Source organism: Bacillota bacterium (genome assembly GCA_012837335.1).
Lineage (GTDB): Bacteria > Bacillota > Limnochordia > Darwinibacteriales > DTU012 > DTU012.
The window spans coordinates 50375-69914 of the sequence record DURM01000019.1; the positions used below are offsets into that span (position 1 = coordinate 50375).

The 19540-nt window shown below is 47.7% G+C and carries 24 protein-coding genes; all 24 read right to left on the reverse strand.

Annotated elements, in window-relative coordinates:
- Nucleotides 1-12: 12 nt before the first annotated feature.
- Nucleotides 13-1086, reverse strand: a complete 1074-nt coding sequence (gene csaB, locus GX019_02945; GenBank protein ID HHT36115.1) for a polysaccharide pyruvyl transferase CsaB — start codon at nucleotides 1084-1086, stop codon at nucleotides 13-15.
- Nucleotides 1044-2690, reverse strand: coding sequence for a hypothetical protein (locus GX019_02950; GenBank protein ID HHT36116.1), 1647 nt, complete (start codon nucleotides 2688-2690; stop codon nucleotides 1044-1046). Before GX019_02950 ends, csaB begins: the two co-directional genes overlap by 43 nt.
- 2 nt (nucleotides 2691-2692) lie before the next feature.
- Nucleotides 2693-3382: a DUF2993 domain-containing protein gene (locus GX019_02955; protein HHT36117.1), complete on the reverse strand. Its 690-nt coding sequence runs from the start codon at nucleotides 3380-3382 to the stop codon at nucleotides 2693-2695.
- Between the two features lie 24 nt (nucleotides 3383-3406).
- Nucleotides 3407-4435, reverse strand: coding sequence for a peptide chain release factor 2 (locus tag GX019_02960; GenBank protein ID HHT36118.1), 1029 nt, complete (start codon nucleotides 4433-4435; stop codon nucleotides 3407-3409).
- A gap of 88 nt (nucleotides 4436-4523) precedes the next feature.
- Complete coding sequence (secA, locus tag GX019_02965) at nucleotides 4524-7046, reverse strand: preprotein translocase subunit SecA (GenBank protein ID HHT36119.1); 2523 nt, start codon at nucleotides 7044-7046, stop codon at nucleotides 4524-4526.
- A gap of 22 nt (nucleotides 7047-7068) precedes the next feature.
- The gene (locus tag GX019_02970) at nucleotides 7069-8196 is read right to left on the reverse strand and encodes a hypothetical protein (GenBank protein ID HHT36120.1); all 1128 of its coding nucleotides are present in this window, start codon (nucleotides 8194-8196) and stop codon (nucleotides 7069-7071) included.
- A gap of 15 nt (nucleotides 8197-8211) precedes the next feature.
- On the reverse strand, nucleotides 8212-8766 hold the full coding sequence (gene raiA, locus GX019_02975) for a ribosome-associated translation inhibitor RaiA (protein HHT36121.1): 555 nt from the start codon (nucleotides 8764-8766) through the stop codon (nucleotides 8212-8214).
- 142 nt (nucleotides 8767-8908) lie between these two features.
- Complete coding sequence (locus GX019_02980) at nucleotides 8909-9106, reverse strand: cold-shock protein (protein ID HHT36122.1); 198 nt, start codon at nucleotides 9104-9106, stop codon at nucleotides 8909-8911.
- 127 nt (nucleotides 9107-9233) lie between these two features.
- Nucleotides 9234-9737 carry a hypothetical protein gene (locus GX019_02985; protein ID HHT36123.1) on the reverse strand — a complete coding sequence of 168 codons (504 nt, stop codon included), beginning with the start codon at nucleotides 9735-9737 and terminating at the stop codon, nucleotides 9234-9236.
- Nucleotides 9734-10102 carry a flagellar export chaperone FliS gene (gene fliS, locus GX019_02990; GenBank protein HHT36124.1) on the reverse strand — a complete coding sequence of 123 codons (369 nt, stop codon included), beginning with the start codon at nucleotides 10100-10102 and terminating at the stop codon, nucleotides 9734-9736. The genes GX019_02985 and fliS overlap by 4 nt, the downstream gene beginning before the upstream one ends.
- Nucleotides 10103-10117: 15 nt before the next feature.
- Entirely contained in the window at nucleotides 10118-10501 is a 384-nt protein-coding gene (locus GX019_02995) for a flagellar protein FlaG (GenBank protein HHT36125.1), read from the reverse strand.
- Between the two features lie 16 nt (nucleotides 10502-10517).
- Nucleotides 10518-10781 carry a carbon storage regulator CsrA gene (csrA, locus tag GX019_03000; protein HHT36126.1) on the reverse strand — a complete coding sequence of 88 codons (264 nt, stop codon included), beginning with the start codon at nucleotides 10779-10781 and terminating at the stop codon, nucleotides 10518-10520.
- A gap of 55 nt (nucleotides 10782-10836) precedes the next feature.
- Nucleotides 10837-11301, reverse strand: coding sequence for a flagellar assembly protein FliW (locus GX019_03005; GenBank protein HHT36127.1), 465 nt, complete (start codon nucleotides 11299-11301; stop codon nucleotides 10837-10839).
- A gap of 6 nt (nucleotides 11302-11307) precedes the next feature.
- Nucleotides 11308-11814, reverse strand: a complete 507-nt coding sequence (locus GX019_03010) for a hypothetical protein (protein HHT36128.1) — start codon at nucleotides 11812-11814, stop codon at nucleotides 11308-11310.
- Nucleotides 11815-11826: 12 nt separating this feature from the next.
- Nucleotides 11827-12774, reverse strand: coding sequence for a flagellar hook-associated protein FlgL (gene flgL / locus GX019_03015; GenBank protein HHT36129.1), 948 nt, complete (start codon nucleotides 12772-12774; stop codon nucleotides 11827-11829).
- A 14-nt stretch (nucleotides 12775-12788) separates the two neighbouring features.
- Nucleotides 12789-14243: a flagellar hook-associated protein FlgK gene (gene flgK, locus GX019_03020; protein HHT36130.1), complete on the reverse strand. Its 1455-nt coding sequence runs from the start codon at nucleotides 14241-14243 to the stop codon at nucleotides 12789-12791.
- Between the two features lie 4 nt (nucleotides 14244-14247).
- Nucleotides 14248-14694, reverse strand: coding sequence for a flagellar protein FlgN (locus GX019_03025; protein ID HHT36131.1), 447 nt, complete (start codon nucleotides 14692-14694; stop codon nucleotides 14248-14250).
- A 1-nt stretch (nucleotide 14695) separates the two neighbouring features.
- Nucleotides 14696-14971, reverse strand: a complete 276-nt coding sequence (locus GX019_03030; GenBank protein ID HHT36132.1) for a flagellar biosynthesis anti-sigma factor FlgM — start codon at nucleotides 14969-14971, stop codon at nucleotides 14696-14698.
- Between the two features lie 61 nt (nucleotides 14972-15032).
- Nucleotides 15033-15425 (reverse strand): hypothetical protein, encoded by a 393-nt coding sequence (locus GX019_03035; protein HHT36133.1) that lies wholly within the window; start codon nucleotides 15423-15425, stop codon nucleotides 15033-15035.
- 20 nt (nucleotides 15426-15445) lie between these two features.
- Nucleotides 15446-16096: a ComF family protein gene (locus GX019_03040; GenBank protein HHT36134.1), complete on the reverse strand. Its 651-nt coding sequence runs from the start codon at nucleotides 16094-16096 to the stop codon at nucleotides 15446-15448.
- Entirely contained in the window at nucleotides 16093-17841 is a 1749-nt protein-coding gene (locus tag GX019_03045; GenBank protein HHT36135.1) for a DEAD/DEAH box helicase family protein, read from the reverse strand. The genes GX019_03040 and GX019_03045 overlap by 4 nt, the downstream gene beginning before the upstream one ends.
- A gap of 108 nt (nucleotides 17842-17949) precedes the next feature.
- Nucleotides 17950-18246: a response regulator transcription factor gene (locus GX019_03050; GenBank protein HHT36136.1), complete on the reverse strand. Its 297-nt coding sequence runs from the start codon at nucleotides 18244-18246 to the stop codon at nucleotides 17950-17952.
- 35 nt (nucleotides 18247-18281) lie between these two features.
- The gene (locus GX019_03055; protein ID HHT36137.1) at nucleotides 18282-18626 is read right to left on the reverse strand and encodes a DUF192 domain-containing protein; all 345 of its coding nucleotides are present in this window, start codon (nucleotides 18624-18626) and stop codon (nucleotides 18282-18284) included.
- Between the two features lie 27 nt (nucleotides 18627-18653).
- Nucleotides 18654-19535, reverse strand: a complete 882-nt coding sequence (locus tag GX019_03060; GenBank protein ID HHT36138.1) for a type II secretion system F family protein — start codon at nucleotides 19533-19535, stop codon at nucleotides 18654-18656.
- Nucleotides 19536-19540: the final 5 nt, after the last annotated feature.

Consider the following 19540-nt stretch of genomic DNA (forward strand, 5'->3'; position numbering starts at 1 on the left):
ACTCGTCCCCCATTATTTATTCCTTACAGCTGCAGCGAGTACATCGCGGTTTTTTTTGCTTAAAGTCCGCATCAGCTCCACACGTTCAGCTAACCGCCGGAGATAATCATCACGGTCAGCGCGCACCTGAACTAGTTCGGCTGTCAGATCTTGATCCGGCTGTGGTGAAGATACTTTAATGCCTAATTGAGAGCTCACAGCTGCAACTTTCGGATCATAACAGAGTCCCAGAGGAGCGCTGCCCCCCAGTGCCGCAAAAATCAAGCCATGAAGCCGCATCGAAACACAGATCTCAGCAGCAGACATTAAACGAAATGCGCTGTTCCAGTCCTCAGCAATTATAAATTCAAGTTCAGGTATCTCCTGCTGCAGTTTCCGACCAATTTCCGCATCACCCGGACCTAAGGCAGCAAATCGGACATCGAGGTTGAGCCCGCTTTTCCAGCTGTTAATTAAATCCACCCACCGGTAAAAATCTGCCTGCAAAGTAGGATAAGGCCGCAGGTTAATAGTTAATCCTGGTGCAGTTGCGCGGTGGTCCAGCTGCAGGTTAAAAACCGGATCGGCTGCGGTAATAATTAGGCTCTCATCCAACCCCCAGTCCTGCAGAAGCTGCGCACTTCCCGCATCCCGAACAGAAATCCCGTGCACACGGCTGAACACTGATTTGATCCAGCGCTGATACACTCGGCTGCTGACCGGGCCTATTCCCTGGCCATAGATGACAACTTTGCATCCAAAGCTTAGTGCGAGTTGAATAATGAGCAGATAATAGGGAACTGTGCGCCAGCTGGTGCTGTCCTGCAGCAGCGAACCCCCACCGCTGATCAGCAGCCTGCTGCGGCGTACAGCTCTGACAATTGCGGGAAAATTAGAGCGGGGCACCGCGCTGACCTTGTGCAGAGCCGCCGTTTCTTCCGGATTGCCGGAAAGCACTGTAATTTCGCTGGGATCAACACCCAATGAGACTAAATCAGAGCACAAAGCCGCTAAAACAGCTTCATCACCGCTGTTGCCGCAGCCGTAATACCCGGAAATAAGAATCATCCGCTGCTCACCTTTGTTCCTTTCTGATAGACCAGCCACAGCACCCATCCTACTGCATATCCGATAACAAGACCGTTAACTGTGCGGATAGCGCTGATAATAATCGGTGTGTGGATGTGGGTAAATGTATTGACCAGGGATAACTGCCCAATTACTGCTAAACCCATTAAAATTGGATTGCGGTTCTTAGATGCCAGCAGCAGAACCAGCGCTGGGTGCCCGATAAATATCTCCTTAAAGCGGGGTCTAACGGTAAAAAACTGCTCCAAGGCTTCCCGCAGACCGATTTCAAACTGAGGTATTGGCAGTTTAAAGTTGGCAGTCCGCAGAATATATACTGCTCCAACCGCACCAACAACCGCCAGCATCAGCAGATATTTTACCGGCACCGATGTCTGATACAACTCCGATACCACCTGTCTAAATTCCCGCCAAGATCGAAACGGCAGTCTATCCCTTAAATATCCGGTGACAAAAACTAAAAACACAGGGGCCAAATGCATCAGCTTCACTCCACGAAACTCGGTCAGCTTAACCAAGAAGGATGTGCCGCTGAGAATACCGATGATCAAAATCAAGCCAATAAAAGACCACGCTGTTGTTCGTAGATAAAGCTGGATTGTTGAGCCATCATCATGATTCCGCACCACTGCTAAGGTTGGAAAAACCACTGCTGCTGTCAGCGCCAGCAGCTGCTGACCTAGCACGGGAGCTCTGCTCAGAATGAACCAGGAACCGATACCGCTGATCAAAAGCAGGACAACTATCCACTCTGGCTCTAATGTCATCCAGTGCTGTAGAAGCAGCAATGCCCCGGCTATAATGCCTAACCCGACGATCCACAAGTGCAGATGGGGTGTCTGCCAGGAACTGAATGGAACAGCTTTACCAATCTTGTATCCCTTAGCATGCAGATCCGCAGTCAAGCTTCTGATCAAGGTAACTGTTTGCTCCCAGCCATCTACTCCGGTTAACGGACGCAGATACAGAACACGGACATTGCGTTCCCGCACCGCTCGGACAAATCGGGTCAGAATCCGATCAAACTCCAGATTTTCAAGCTCCTTAGCGCTGATACCATGAACGCGAATCAGCCGATCTGCATCTACAGCCTGTTCAATCCCCGACACACTGGTAAACTCCACCAAACCTACATTTCCATCATAGTCAGGTGGTAGGTTAGGTGCCGAACCGACATTAAAGATCACTATATGGGGCGTTAAGTCCGCTAATTTATCTGCTGTGGAAATATCCAAAACCTGGTTCTTCTCAAGCCGCGGGATTATCCTCATGCCTGCGGCAGAAACTGCAGCGATTTCATCAGGATTAAATCCCATCGGCTCAGCCAATAGCTGAACCAGATCGCCACCTGATGCGCTTGCAGATGCAGCATGATCATATCCCAAGGCGATCTTTTCACCCAAAGTCCATTCTGTTAAAGCAATGCTTTCTATTCCCAGACTTCTTAATTCTGACAGCAGGGCAGCCGCCGGAAACTCAGGTGAAATAAACTGACTGAAGTCGCTGAAACCAGCGACTAATTCTACCGTATTATTCTCCCGTTCCAGATGAAGCCTTTGATAACCGACTGCGACAGCACCGGCCAAAGCTACTGCGATCAGCAAAATCAATGTACGCTTCATAATCAAGCCCCGCTTCCATAAAGTTCAATCCGATCTTCTTTGATCCTGATTTCATCCAGCTGGATCGGAATCGGCAGATCACCGAGATCGATCTGCAGCGTATACGCCTCACTAACTAGTTCTAGCAGCAGCGAGGGAACCCTTGTATCTTCAATCAGAAAATCAACCGGCATAATCACTATCTGGGCTGGATCAATAATCTGCAGTTCGGTCAGCAGACTCACACTCCAGCTGATCTGCCATAACTCCACCGTACCATTTAGGGCAGCCTGGTTTTCCCGCAGATCGATTGTAAACAGCTGGTTGCGATCCAGTCGCTCCCAAAAATACTGGTTCAAACCGGCTTCAGATAAAATCAGCTCCGCGTGGAGCTCTTCTGCTCCCAAATAAGCAAAATCTCCATTCTGCAGCAACCGCTGGACATCAATGGCCGCATCTCTGCTCGAAAGCTCAAAGGCTGCTATCGGCAGGCCATTTAGATTCCAGTTTCTACCGTAGATGCTGATAGACGCAAATCTGCCAAAGAGAAGTTCCCATCCGAATCTAGTTTGAATCTTTATTTGAGACTCGCCGCCCAACTCTGCTTCCAAATACTCAACAACAGTCTTTTCAAACAAACCGGGCAGCACAATCCGCGGCAGCAAAAGTACTGCAGTCAGAATCAGCACCCAAATAATCACCCTTGGTCGCACAATTCTATCCCCTTGGCAGCATAATTATTTTGCTTTCAGATAAGCCTCGATAAAGCGGTCAATCTCTCCATCCATTACCGCGTCTACATCGCCCATTTCTGCGTTGGTGCGGTGATCCTTAACCATCGTATATGGGCAGAATACATAGGAGCGAATTTGATTGCCCCAAGCGATCTCCTGCTGCTCGCCTTTGAGTTCAGCCAGCTTCTGCTGCTGTTCTGCCAGTTGGCGCTCCATCAGCCGCGCTCTTAGGATTTTCATAGCTGACTCCCTGTTTTGGTGCTGTGAGCGTTCGGTCTGGCACTGTACCACGATACCGGTGGGAATATGGGTAATTCTGATCGCTGAGTCGGTTTTATTAACATGCTGTCCTCCGGCCCCGCTGGCCCGGTAAGTATCGACCCGCAGATCCGCTGGATCAATTTCCAGCTCAATATCATCATCAATTTCCGGCATCACTTCTACCGATGCAAATGAGGTGTGGCGCCTGCCGGAAGCATCAAAAGGCGAGATCCGCACCAGTCGGTGCACACCTTTTTCAGCCTGCAGATATCCATAGGCATAAGGTCCGGAAATCAAGAGTGTAGCGCTCTTAATGCCGGCTTCATCTCCAGCAAGCAGATCTAATATCTCAACCGCATATCCGCGGGATTCCGCCCAGCGGGTGTACATCCTGAGCAGCATTTCTGCCCAATCCTGGCTTTCGGTACCACCTGCGCCAGGATGGATGGTAAGAATCGCATTGTGTCCATCATACTCTCCATCCAGCATAGCATGCAGCTCCAGCTGACTTACCGCTTCATCCAGTGCGCTGACCCCATTCATCAGTTCCTGTTCCAATCCGGAGTCCGGCTCGTCTTCAGTCAGTTCCAAGATAACCTGCAGGTCTTGAAGCTGTTGATCGACCTGCTCCCAAGCCTCCACTGCCTGTTTCAACTGCTTCAGCGTCTGCACCTGTTTTTGAGCAGCATCAGCCTGATCCCAAAATCCAGGCTGCGCCATAATCTGATTTAATTCCTCAATCTGATCGCGCTTCTGATCTACGTCAAAGATACTCCCTCAGCTCATTGATTTTTGTTTCTAACTGTTCTAACCGAACTTCATATTCCCTGCGATCTAACAGCATTTATATTCACTCCTTCTACTTTCCACAGCATTTTTTATATTTTTTACCACTGCCGCACGGACATGGATCATTTCGGCCAATTTTCTGAACAGTCCGGGGTGTGCGCGGACGACTATCCTCACTGTCGCGGTTGGTCCGCATCTGCCGCATCTGCCGCATCCGCTGTTCAGCTTCTTCCTCTGCATCCTGCCGATCTACCAGACGAACTCTAAACAGCATTCGCACGCAGTCTTCTTGGATGCTCTGCACCATTCTGTTGAACATCTCATATGCTTCAAATCTATACTCCATCAGTGGATCGCGCTGTCCATAAGCCCTTAAGCCAATACCTTCCTTGAGACTCTCCATGTCGCTTAAGTGCTCCATCCACTTGCGATCGATAATCTGCAGCAATACTAAATATTCAATTCTGCGCATAGTCTCAGCGCCGAATTCTTGCTCCCGCTCTTGATAAGCCGCCAGTGCTAATCTCCCAAGCTCAGCAGCTATTTCCTCAGCCTTCATCCCCGCCAGATCCTCTTTGGTCAGCGGCAGTGGCTTGGTCGTAATATCCTGATAGCGGGCGATTAATCCATCCAAGTTCCATTCTTCTACTGCAAGTTTTTCGTCTGCATATTCCTCAGTTATGTGCTTAAACGCATTAGTAAATACGGTTTCAATATACTCTTGAATATTAGTACCCAGCAGAACTGTGCGGCGCTGCTCATAGATAAGTTCGCGCTGCTGGTTGAGAACATTGTCGTATTCCAGAACCTGCTTGCGGGCTTCAAAATTGCGGTTTTCCACTTTTTTCTGGGCATTTTCAATGGCTCTGCTGATCTGGGAATGCTCAATTGGCTGATCATCTTCCCAACCGAGGCGCTCCATTAAGCCGCTGATCATTTCACTGCCAAAAAGCCGCATCAGATCATCTTCCATAGACACATAGAAGCGGGAAGAACCCGGGTCACCCTGACGTCCCGAGCGGCCGCGGAGCTGATTGTCAATCCGCCGCGACTCATGGCGTTCGGTACCGATCACATGCAGTCCGCCCAGTTTTGCCACACCTTCACCTAAAACAATATCTGTACCGCGTCCAGCCATGTTAGTAGCAATTGTTACTGCTCCTGGCTGACCGGCGTTTTTAATAATCTCCGCCTCCAGCTCATGATACTTAGCGTTTAAGACTTGATGAGGGATGCCGATTTTTTTCAGCATTCTGCTCAGTTCTTCCGACCGCTCGATGGAAATTGTTCCCACCAGCACCGGCTGGCCTTTCTTATGCTTCTCTTCAATCTCCCTAACCACGGCAGCAAACTTAGCTGCGGTCGTTTTATAGACCAGATCAGGATGATCGATCCTAATCATTGGTTTATTGGTGGGAATAACCACTACATCCATGCCGTAAATCCGCCGGAACTCTTCTTCCTCAGTTTCCGCTGTACCGGTCATGCCCGCCAGCTTATCATACATCCGAAAATAGTTCTGAAATGTAATCGAAGCCAGGGTTTTGCTCTCCTGGGCAACCCGAACATTCTCCTTTGCCTCAATCGCTTGGTGCAGGCCGTCTGAATAGCGGCGCCCCGGCATTAAGCGGCCGGTGAATTCGTCAACAATTATTACCTCTCCGTCCTTAACAACATAATCCCGATCCCGCTTAAACAGTGTATAGGCTTTGAGGGCTTGAATTAAATAGTGATTTAAGGCAAAGTGGCGATCATCGAATAGGTTATCGATGCCAAGCATTTTTTCTACTTTGGCAACGCCTGCTTCTGTCATAGCCGCTGTGCGCAGTTTTTCATCCACTGTGTAGTCAACTTCATTCTGCAGCCGCGGCACAATTTGCGCAAACTGCACATAGTGTCCTGCCGATTCTTCACCTATGCCGGAAATAATCAGAGGGGTACGCGCTTCATCGATTAAAATCGAGTCTACCTCGTCAACAATAGCATAATTCAGCCCGCGCTGAACCAATTGCTCCGGAGCTTGAGCCATATTATCCCGAAGGTAGTCAAAACCAAACTCATTGTTGGTTCCGTAGGTAATATCGCATCGGTATGCTTCTGACCGCTCGTCAAACTCCTTCTCATGCACAATTACGCCAACTGACATGCCGAGAAAGCGGTAAATCTGCCCCATCCACTCCGCATCGCGCTTGGCTAAGTAATCGTTTACTGTAACGACATGCACTCCTTTTCCAGTCAGGGCATTTAAATACACTGGCAGTGTAGCCGCGAGAGTTTTACCTTCGCCGGTTTTCATTTCCGCAATCCGTCCCTGATGGAGCACAATTCCGCCCATCAGCTGCACATCATAATGGCGCTGACCAATAGTGCGTTTACCTGCCTCCCGCACCACAGCAAAAGCTTCGGGAAGAAGCTCATCTAAGCTTTCGCCAGCATTCAATCGCTGCTTGAACTCATCTGTCTTTGCTCTCAGTTCAGCATCAGAAAGGGTTTCCATTTCAGGTTCTAAACTGTTAATCCGCTCAACTACTGTCATTAACCGTGTTATCTCTCTTTTACTGCTGTCAAAAATCTTCTTAAACAATCCGAGCATCCGATAGTCATCCTTTCTTAATTTATACCGATGCTGCATTGTGCCCGGCGATGTAACTAGCATCAAGCAGCGCCCATAGTCCTCCTGTCACTAAAGAGTGGCCGCCAAGCATTATCGGTATCGGCGCACTGCAGGCCGCCGCCGTGAACTCCCTCAGTCCGGGGTGGGATATCTGGTCAACCATGCCTAAATCAGAATAAAACCGATCACTCTGCGATAAGTCCCAGTTCCAATGGGCAAACATGATTCTGGAATCAAGCACAGCTCCATGGCTGATTTGGCCGAGGAATCTAAAAAACTGCTCATAACCATAGGAAACCATCATTTCTCCAAATAGAGACTGTGCCTCTCCTCGCACATCCCTTCCCAGCGCTTTCATACCTCGTTCCTCCGAGTAGAGCCGGATGCGGCAGCGGGTCAGCTCATCGAGAAGTTTAAACAAGGAGGAATTAACCCGGCCGTAAACCAGCAGTTCACCGTGAAAATCTCCCATCACTTGTTTTATTTTATCACATCGAGTCAGATCGATATCCATTTCCGCCACAGCCCGCTTGGTGTGTTCACCCACATGGGGGTGGCATGCTAAAATCATCAGATCACTTGGTGTATCAATATCAAACTGCAGACCGAGAGAACGCTGCAGGGGAATAAATCTGAGATCCGCCTGCTGCACCAGAAGCTGCGGCAGCGTATTATCAATTGCAGGCAGATCAACTTCTGCGAGCGCTGACCCAGGAGATAATCCGACCAGGTCAGCTGAGTAATAGTTGTTAGCAGTTACGACTCGATCGTGCTGTTCCAGCAGTCTGCGGATATTCCTGAGTTCATAAGCAGAAATAAGGGGAGCTGCCGCTCCCCCCATGTATAAAACCTTGTTCAACTTTCTCTGTTTTACAACTCTGAGCAGTTCTTTCCCAAAGTGAAACTCCTCTGTCACCTGTGGGTGAAACTCAATTTCTACTGGATATCCTGACGCTGCTTCTGCTAAATCTTGATAGGAGGTCATGATTACTATCCGCTCAAAGCCAGCCGCTTGAGCCTTGCAAATCTGATCAATTACTATTGCTTTTCGCACCCGGCGCATCATTTCTTCTGGTTCGCTGGATACGGATCCACCCTCGAAAATAACTAAGGTTACAGAAGAGTCCATGTACTAACCTACTTTCTACTCAGGTTCTATCAGTCCGTAGTTGCCATCGCGGCGTTTATAAACTACATTGATTTCATCATCGTCAGCATTGGTGAAAACAAAGAAGTCATGTCCCAGAAGCTCCATCTGCATGATCGCTTCCTCCACACTCATCGGCTTATAGTCAAAACGCTTAATCTTTACCACCCTAAACTCCCGCTCAAGGTTTTCGGGAGAGCGCAATCCATCATCAACAGGAGGAGCGATTTCACTGATCTTTGGCCCTTGAAGTTTTCTGTGAATTCTGGTTTTAAACTTGTTCCACTGACGTTCGATTTTATCAACGGCTTCATCAATCGAATTGTACATATCGTCGGTGCGGCCTTCACCCCGAAGGACCAAACCTCTAAACTCTATTGTTAACTCAGCAATATGAACTTCTCTTTCCGTCCGCATCATCATCTCAGCAAGCGATTCATAGTCACCATTGGCAGCGGTAATAAACTTTTCGAACTTGGTGATCTTCTTTTCGGCATAAGCACGTAAAGCGGGAGTAATTTCGAGATTCTTACTTTTGACGACGATTTTCATTGCAGCCATCTTGTTCACTCCTCTTTATTGATCTTACTTGCTATTATTATAATTCCAGCTGCTCCAAAAAAATCCTTCCTGAGAAGATTTCACCGGAAAATAAAAGAACCAAGTTGCCTTGGTTCCTATCAGCTGTTTCAGTTTACAATTTCACAACGTTAGAAGCTTGCGGTCCTCTTTCTCCTTCAACAATGTCAAATTCAACGACTTGTCCTTCTTCTAATGTTTTGAATCCGTCTTCCTGGATTGCTGAGAAGTGTACAAAAACGTCTCCACCATCTTCTCTCTCGATGAATCCATAGCCCTTCTCAGCGTTAAACCATTTTACTCTGCCTTGCATTAAACACATTCCTCCTAAAAAATGATACCGGTATACCTTACCGATTATCTCTACACTAACACACTTTGCTAACATTTGTCAAGGAATTTGAAATATCTTTAGTAATTTTAAGATATTTGCATAAGGATTAACGCTTAATATCAATATCGCTATCCTCGTCCTTAATCTTGATCATTTTTTCATAGGCTTTTTTCCCAGCGCTATTTTTGCGCTCACCCTGGATCTTGTTTACCTGATCGGCGTAACTTCTCAGCATCGATTCGTGGATCCTCTCCTGCTGTTCAAGAATCTCCAGCTGCTTGATCAGCTGTTTGATCTCATGTTTTAATCTGACCACCAGATCGCGGCTGTCTCTTTCGATAAGATCCATCAGCTGGCTCAGAGAAAATGATTCAAGCTGATAAAAACGAATAATAAAATCCTGGCTTTTACCGATCGCTTCCTGACACCGTGTGACGTCAACCATTATTTCTTCTTTTTCTCTCAGAATATCAAGGAGCGATTCCATATCGCCCTGGTCGATCAGGAGCGCTTCTTCATCGCCAAATTGGGCAATGCTGCGGTAATGCTCCGTCAATTGCTGGTAGTTGGCGATCAGCTCGGTAAATTTTTCCTTGATCTCCGGACTCAAGCTTGCTCCACCACCTCATGCCACATGTCCCGCAGTTCAGTTAAGAGCTTGATGGCCTGCTGGATCAAAACCGGATCCTTGTTGACATTTGCTTGAATCAAAAGTTGATTGATAAATGTGTAGAGCTGGTATAAATTCTGCGCTATCTCGCCAACATCCATGTTTAAAGCGGATATTAACTCTGTCATAATATCCTGAGCCCTTACTAATTTATTGTGGGCACCGGCAATATCAGATTCGTCAATGCAGTTGATTGCCTGATTGGCAAAACGAATTGCTCCATCAAAAAGCATCACGATCAAATCACCGTTTGATGCGGTATTAACTTTCACATTTTTATAAGCCTGTAAAGCATATGAATTCATTCCTGCGGCTCCCCCCTAAGCGCGATGGTCAACCAGCAGCCCAATCATGTCCATAATTGCAGCGATCATATCCAAGACTCTTTCGGGCGGAATCTCCCTGATCACCTCTTCCTTAGCATGGTCGGAGCGGTCAATCACTTTTACCATAATTCGATTGGTATCCTCATGGATTGAAAACTCTAACCCCCGGTCAAAGATTCTCATGGTCTTGTTGAGATTCTCTACTGCATCGTACAGCTGCTCCTGATCAATTTGGGTTTTATCACCCTGAACCCCGTGTTGGTTTACCCCACTCTGCTGCTCAACACGATGTCTTTCAACCACATCCTGATTCTGATTGTTAGGTTTCACCATCTGCATTTGCTGATTACTTTTGATGGCGAAATCAGTTCGAATCATTTACGCCTCACCGTCCTTAATCAGATTTCGAGTTTTTGACAGAATTCCCCGGCGAATTGTGCAGCAGTTGGCTTAATTGATCTACATTGAAATGTTTCGATAGTACAGCCCGCTTGTTTTCCTGCTGAATATCTGCATAAATCTCTTCGCGATGAACACTAACATCTTTAGGTGCTTCGATGCCCAGCTTAACCTGATCACCGCGCACATCTACTACAATGATTTTTATATCATCGCCAATAATGATGCTCTCGTTGATTTTCCTAGTCAGTACAAGCATCTGGTGTCCCTCCCTGGACTATAGCTTTCCCGGAAATGCTCTATTTAGACTTGTCCTACTCAGCTGCCTGTTTAGCTGCTAAAAATGAAGAGCGCTGCAGTTCTGCCAGGACATTATGTCTAATGCTATACAAACCATCCATTAAAACAACCTGTTTAGCCAGCTTTGTCTTCCGATTAATCACTAACGGCGCTTGCAGATTAGCTGTCATTTCCGAGACGTCTTCAGGGACTGTAACAATTACAAAAACCTGCCCATCCTTAGAATCCTCAAAACCCAGCTGCTTGACATGCTGGGGCTCAAGTTTCACTTGATAGTCATGGCGCAGAAGCTCCGGCATCATAATCACAAAACAAAGCCAAGGTTCTTCAACAGATTGCAGGAAACAGAACATGCTCTCCGGCTGCTCAACAATCACAAATTGATGATAATCTTCAAAACCCAAAATTCCCTCGGGAAAATCGATTATCTGCTCAGGGTCAACTTCCAATGTACCAAAGCGTGTGGTTTCAATTTTCACCCTCGGTCACCCTTTAACATCGAATTTACTGCCTCTTTCAAAACGGACTTTAACTCCGCCATCGATCCAATCGACCTTTGGCGGATAAACTGCAATATCAATCATCGTCCCACCCTGCTGCCACTCCATGTTAAGCTCATAGGAGCTCTTGATCCTTGGTCTGGACTTTGGCGCATAATCCACGTTGATTTCAGGAATTTCTCTAAACAGCTGCTCTTTCGCCAGCTGTGCTGCGGTATTCTGCAGTGTCATTTCGCGCGCAAAGCGATCTCCCTCCTGGGCTCTCCGGGCTGTACCGCTTAGAACAGCTTCATTGCCCGCAGATGCTGCAGTGCGCACCAGATGATTTAAATCACCCATGCCCAACTCATTCAGGGCATCCTGCTGATCAATCTCGATAACCGGTCCATCATATTTAAATTCGAAATTGCCAACCTGCTGTCTAATTTGAGTCTGAGGCCAGTAGTAACTGATCAGAACCTGGGGATATTTCGTACTGATCGATAGGTGCATTGGCTTCATCCCCTATCTGAGAAAATCTACCAATGTCGGTTGAATAATCCTGGCTCCTACAGACAAGGCGATCCGATAAGCGTTCTCCTCGCTCTTCAGCATCATAATCGTCTCTGCAACATCTATATCCTGTGTACCACTTAAGAGCTTGTTAAAGTTTACTTCTAAATCCTTAAGCCTTTCTTCTGCCAATTCGATGCGGTTCAGCTTAGCACCGACTTCAGCCCGAGTGGCTAAAACACCATCCAGCGCAGCCTCCAATGCCTCTAAATGCTCGGCGCCCAGTTTGTCTGTCATTCCCTGGTCTAAATCATTAATTAGCTCTGACAGCGCGCCGAAGATCGGCATAAACAGCTGGTCCTCTGCCTCGCCGTCAGTATTGATGCTGGTCCTGATTATATTGATATCAATAACTGAGTTGGCTCCGATTTCTACCTTCAGCTCACTGGAATTCTGGATTGAGCTGCCGCCGTGATAAGCAATTCGGTAATAACCAGGGTCTGCCGGATCAGTGCTGGCCCGCTGATAGGGAACAGTAGTACTTTTTTGACCGGCAAACACATATTTGCCGCTGTGCGTTGAGTTGGATAACTGGAGCAGGTTATCGAAAAGTTGCTCCAATTCTCGCTGGATCGCTGCCCGATCATCTCCACTGAGTGTATCATTGGCAGCATATACAGACAGTTCTTTTGCCCTGTGCAGCACACTGGTTGTTGATGCCAGCACAGTATCTATCGACTGCAGCCATGAAGATGCAGTATCAACATTCTTCAACAGTTGATTGTTTTCGGTCAGTGAAGTTCGCAGTTCCAAAACATTAATCACCGCAGCCGGATCATCAGATGGTTTTAGAACGCGCTTGCCGCTGGCCAACTGCTGCTGATAGCGGTCAAGCCTGCCTAAACCGGCATTTAAATGCCGAAGCATGTTGTTTGTCAATGTATTATTAGTAACCCGCACCGCTTACCCTCCTTCTACCTGCCGAACAAGCCAAGGCGGTTGACAATTATCTCTAAGATCTGATCCATGGTTGTCATAAACCTGGCGGCGGATGCATAGGCATGCTGAAAGCGAATCATATCCGCCATTTCTTCATCCAGATTTACACCGGACACTGATTCCCGCATATTCTCCAAGTGATTCACCAGTGCTTCGCCATTTTTTACCATCGAAGTGCCTTCTAAAGCGTCGACGCCGATTTTTGCAATCAAGGCGTTAAATGACTGAGCAATGGTGATTTCCCTGCCGACCATCGGATTGTTCCGGAGCTGGGCAAGGGCTAAAGCGATTTCACCGTTACCGACTACGGTCTCCCCATTTTCCTGCCGGGAGCTGGCAGCAATTTCTCTTGCATCTTGCAGGGCAACTCTTATGCTAAGACTGGGATCATCTTCAGCAGTAACATTCCAAGAACCATCGACCGTTACAAAAAACGGCCTGCCGGTCCCGCCTTCCAGATCATAGCCCTGCATGTGGATTGAATTCACATTATGCATAAAGTCTGCTGTCCACTGATTAAGCTCTGTAATATAATCCTGGATATAATCATCGCGGAAATTCAAGATTCCTGCCAACTCGCCTTTATTAAACTCAGCCTTGGAGTTGGCTCCTTCCCACACTACTTCAACTCGATCATATTGAGGTATTATTGGGTCGTTAGATGAAACTACTTTCAGTTCAAAAACTTCCGTTCTCTGAACTAAAGTGGCCCCGCTGATGCTGACTGTAACTGAACCATACGTATCGGTTACAACTTCGATATTAGTAAGCTCCGACAGTTCCTGCAGCAGTTGGTCGCGCTGATCCAGCAGATCGTTGGGCTGGTAGCCAGCGGCGTTCACCTTTACAATCTGGCGGTTTAAATCTGCGATCCGCTGCGCATAAGAATTAATCTCGCTGACCTTAACCTGCACGAGATTATTCATATTATCTCGCAGTTTTCCAAGCTGGAACCGGACGTGCTGTACAGCTTCCGCCAAAACTTCGGCTCGCTGCAGCACCACGGAACGCACCGCTTCGTTTTCCGGACTTAAGCTTAAGTCCTGAAGTGAATCCCAGTACAGCTCTAAAGCATGATGAATACCATTGTCGGATGGTTCGTTAAAAATCAGTTCTACCTGCTCCAAACCATCGCTGATCGTCTGCCAATAGTTAACATTGTGCTGCTCCTGCCGCAGCCGCATCTCCACAAAGTCATCACGCATACGAGTAATCTGAGCCACTTCCACCCCAGTTCCCAGCATACCATTAGCAGGATTATGGGTAAATTGAGGTATGGGATACGGCATGCTGGGATTGTGAACCGCTACCTGACGGGAATATCCCTTCGTATTTGCATTGGCGATATTCTGGCCGACAGTGTCTAATGACATCTGCTGTGCCTGTAGGGCGCGGCGTGCAATTTCTATCCCACTGAATGTTGTTCGCATAATGCTACACCTTTCGATCAATAATGGATTTTTTCACAGTACGCGTGCCTGGTTTCGCATAGGTTAAGGGGGTTTCATCCACCAACAAGTTGAGGCTGTATTGAATAAAGGCCAGGGATTCCGCGATCAGCAGCTGATTAAGCTCATTAATTTCCTGAAGCTGGTGATATTTGCTTTTCAGCTGGTTTATTCTGTCTGCCAAATCCTGCTCATCGGTTGTTTCCAGCCACTGAGCTAGACTTTGACCAGACGCAATCACATCAAATAACTGACAGCGTTCCTCCTCAGCCTGCTCCAGACTTGTCAGCAGTTCACGTTCTTGCTCAACAACAGCAGTCAGCTGTTCGGTGTCGGAGATTATGGACTGTTTTTTAAGTCCACTCTCAATCAACCGATCTATTAGCACAGTTTCCCGCTCAATAACCTCTCTAAAAGCATCGATAACCTGCATTTTATAACCTCTGTCTGTAATATTTAATAATGCTTGCGGCTATGTCTTCGCCTTTAACATGGTATGTTCCCGATGAAACAGCGCTTTTCAGTTCCTCAGCTCTGGTGCTTACTTCTGCTGTTGTGGCTTGCTGTAAAATAGCCTGCAGCTGTTTACCCTCGCTGGAAAGGGTCACTTTATCACCGTACTCCGCTTTCTTATCGCGGGTTCTCTCAATTTTGGTCTGTTCATTATAGATTCTGCTGATGCGCTGCACCGATTTATTTGAGATATACATCCTGTACTCCCCCCTTATCCCAATTATCGGTCAAATTGTCTCGGTTCTTTAGTCTAATCGACTATTTATTGCGTTTCTGTTTTTCCATGTACTCCAAAAGATGCATCTTCGCCCTCTTATCGAAACTGTCAAGTGGTGGCGCTGTTTTATCGGATAGATCCTGCTCGCACTTGCCGCAGATGCGTCCTGAAGAAATCTCAACGCCGCAGATCTGGCAGTGGACAACCGCATCGACAGGTATAATTCTAAGGCGCCCTTCATCAATAAATTCCCTTACTCGCTCCCACGCTACTTCGGTTTCGTTTACAACCTCTTGGATCGTAGCTTTTGGATTCTGGCGCAGATACTGTTTTACTTTATCGAACTGCTCACTGCGATTTTTTGTGCAGCTCGGACACAGTTTATTAACCGCATGAACAAACACTTGGTTGCATTCTATACAATTGCGAAGCACAGCAACTCCTCCTTTACCTTTCAGCCGCTTTTGGCTAAAAAAAGTCCGATAGGGATACCACGGCAGCGGGCTATTAAGTCAGCTAGCGAAAAAAATGTTGCTCCGGTAGTAAAGATATCGTCAATAATGAGAAAATGTTTACCTTTGACTAGAGTGGGATCACTAAGTGAAAACGCATTCTGCAAGTTTTTAAAGCGCTGCGGTGGCGAGAGTAAACTTTGGGGTTCGGTTGGTTTATGGCGAAAGGCTTCATAAGTAGGGCGCCGCCAAACGCGGTTGATTCCTTCAGCCAAGGCTTCGGCCTGATTAAAGCCTCTCTTGTGAAGACGATCAATATGCAGTGGAACGGGCAGAAAATAATCAATTACTGCCAGTCCAGCTTCTTCTTTGGCGGCCAATCCTAAAACCTCTCCTAAGGCCACCGCTATTTGATACTGGTTTTGATATTTGACCTGATATAGAAGCTGCTGCAGATAATCATGATAATAGCAGAGGACATAACCCTCATAGCGACTTAAGTTTAATTTTTGAAAATCAGGATTTATTCTCTGTACACAGTCACGGCAGATCGGCAGTCCATCTGGCAGAACCCTTGTCCGGCAGAGCGGACAAAGCGGTGGTGTTGGGTAGAGCAATTCAGATAATTCCCGAAGCCATACTCTCAGACTCATCGGGACTCCACCCCTTTTAATAAACCCTGCTCTGCCGCCTGCCTGTTTAAGTAGGTAATTCGTTTTTGAGCGGTTTTCATTGCATCAGTAATTCTGCCGCCGATAAACCAGACTTCTCCATCAGGATGCTCTGCCTTCCTGCCGGCTCTGCCTGCCATCTGGATTAAAGAATTGGAGTCGAAAAGAACATGATCGCTGTAAAGCACCATGACCTGGACATCTGCCAAAGTGATCCCCCGCTCCATAATTGAAGTGGCTGCCATCACCTGGTATTCCCCAGATGCAAAGTCTGCTATTTTTTGATCCCGCTGGGGATCAGCCGCCCAACTGCCGCAGACCCTGCGGTTCAGGACAGCTGCTAGTACTTTGGTCAGCTGCTTAACTGCCTGAACCGTCGGAGCAAAAATCAGCCATGGCGACTGATTGCTCTCAATAATGGAGACAACCTGCTCTGGCAGACCCTTATCAGCTAATTGGTTTAATTCAGGTAATTTTATTTTTAAGAATCGAGGTTCCGGCAGCGGCCATCCATGATAGCGAGCCGGAATTGTAATCACCGCGCTTGTGCGTAAGCTTCGGGGAGTTGCTGTCATTTCCACCAATTTACCATCAGCAGTCAGTGAACGTTTAATGGCAAAACGCAGCATCTCGCTCCCGTGATAGGGAAAGGCATCCACTTCATCTAAAACGACCAGATCAAAACAGCGGTAAAACCGCAGCGCTTGATGGGTTGTAGCAATTGTCAGCTGACCCTGCTGCTGCCAGGGCTGTCCGCCATAATGAACTGCGATTTCAGTATCTGGGAACGCTTTCCTTAATCGCTCTGCAAGCTCCCGCACTACATCACGGCGGGGGATTGCAAACATGACCTTACTGCCGCGGCTGAGCGCGGTTTGAATGGCTGCAAAAGTAACCTCTGTTTTTCCTGCACCGCAGGCTGCCCACACCAAGACTTTTTTCTTGTCGCTGTGGATAAAGTCCACAAGTTCACTGCTGGCCCGCCGCTGAGCAGGAGTAAGCTCAAAGTCTAAATGCAGTTTAGGTAATTGCTGAAAATCATCTGCGGGCACTAAAGGACCAGCACGCTCCGGTTTATCCAGAACCCATAATCTTGTGCAGCCGCGAACTGGTCCCAAAGAATCACAGGTGGTGCAGATCGGACAATCCGGCCGCCCGCAGAAGGGACAGGGCCGTACTTCTGTAACTGAGGAATTGCAGCGCATACAGCGGGCTTCTCCCCAGGAGGTTTTAGTCACGCCCGGAAAGCACTCAATTACTCCCATGCGCAAACCCCAATCTAAAACCCTCCGGATGTCTGCAGGCCACCAACCGCTGGCTCTAAGAGCCTGTTCCAAAAGATTATCCGGAAGCAGGCGACCGTCGAGAAGCAGCTTGAGTTCGCTGAGCAGCTCCAATCTCTGCTCCTCATCCAACCGCCACTGCTCGTAGATCGATTCAGGAACTTCAACCGGATAACCCGGATAAGCCAAACCTAATCTGCGCCGCACCAACCAAACTACTGCACTCGGCCAGGCAAACTTCTTCCAAACCCAGTTTAAACGCCCGCGCATCACTTCAATCTGACTGCGCATGAAAAAGACCTCATCAGCCGCAAGAGGTGGGGTAAGAGCATAAACTCTTCCGCGCCCATCATGATCTGGTTTGAACCAGCGCGGTTCCTCACAAATATGAAATTTTAACTCGGTTTCAGGAGTCAGTCGCACTAATAGTTGCAATTTTGCCATAAATCTTCCTCCGAAACCTCTTCTCTTGGGTGCATACTATTCATTCGCCATTCTGCCATTTTTACCCTGCAAAAAACAGAAAACGACTCTTACGAGCCGTTTTTCTGATTAGTCAAGCTTAACTAACCCATGCCGGACAGCCAACAAAGCAATCTGCGTGCGGTCATCCATCTCCAGCTTGTGGTAGATGTTGCTGACATGGTTTTTAACAGTGTGCTTGCTGATGTGCAGACACGCAGCAATCTCATTGTTATTGTAACCCCGCGCTACCAGTGACAGAACTTCTTTTTCTCTTGGCGTCAATAAGTCCAGCAATTTTGCTTTGTCATTGGCTTCCTCCCCGGGAGGCGGACAATTCTGTTTACGATTATTAGCAGACACAACATGACCCCCCGTCTGTTTCATCTGTTGGTCAGTACATCGTATTCACAGCTAGAGCGTTATGTTCTAGTACTCAGGAGGAGGTCCCCTAATTCTGTGCAAGAATGGGAAACGGTTCCTATCGGCAGTTCTAAGACCCAGCGAGCACCAGCCACATAGGGACCACACCTGCCGGGGACAAGCTCATGGATCTTCATGACGCGGTTGGATTGATCCAAATACAGAACTTCCACTGCTATCCGCATCCCAAACCCATGCACCATACTGCAGGGAATCAGCAGCAGACCTTCTCCCCTGCAAAGCTCAGCAGCACCCAGCAGTCCCTTCAGGCGGAGCAGAAAAGTATCAGCTATTCGGATCTCTGTTCCTAAACATGTGCCTTTAGTGGCATTGAGAATCTGAATCTTTTTCATTATAATCACCCGAAAAAATTAGAAAACTGCAAGAAACTGCAGAACAGCCGGTCCCAACAGCACAATAAATAGCGAGGGAAATACCAGTGTTACTAAAGGCAGCAGCATCTTGATCGGTGCTTTCATCGCCTCTTCTTCAGCTTTCTGCCGCCGCTGTCTTCGGATTTCCTGCGCTTGAATTCTCAGCACTTTACTGATACTCACGCCCAGCTGATCTGCCTGGACAACCGCAGCGGCAAAATTTTGGAGATACAGGACACCGGTGCGTTCACCTAAATCTCGGAGAGCGTCCCGGCGTGCTTTTCCAATCCGCATTTCAGACAGCATCCGCCGCAGCTCATCAGCTAACGGACCTTCCTTTTTTTCGACCACCTTGGCAACGGCTGCATCAAATCCCAGACCAGCCTCAACGCTTACTGTAAGAAGATCCAGCAGATCTGGCACAGCCAGAGAAACAGCTATCTGTCTTGCCTTAATCTTCTGGCGGAGATACAAGTCTGGAATAACCCAAGCCGAAGCGGTAAACACAAACACGTGCATAAAAGTAGGAGAGAGCATAACTACAGCCGCCGCTGTTAGGCCGGTAATGGTCAGCTTAAGTACCATGAACTCTTGAGCCTTCAATCCGCCCGGATTACCCGCTAAAACCAGCTGCCGGTTGAGCTTTTCCCATCTCCGATCCTGTTTTTTTACTGAAAACAAACTAGCAAGCCTAGTTAAAGTTCTTCTTATCAGCCCTACTTCGCCCACGGTTTGGTCGACTGCTTTCTGCTCTTCACCTACTATCCCGTACAGCTTTATACGCTCGGCTTCCGCCTCGGCTAGCTGCCGCTGCCGATAAGCGGAATAAACAGCTAAACTGATCGAGAGAAAAACTAACCCTGAAATCCATAAAGCCACGTGAA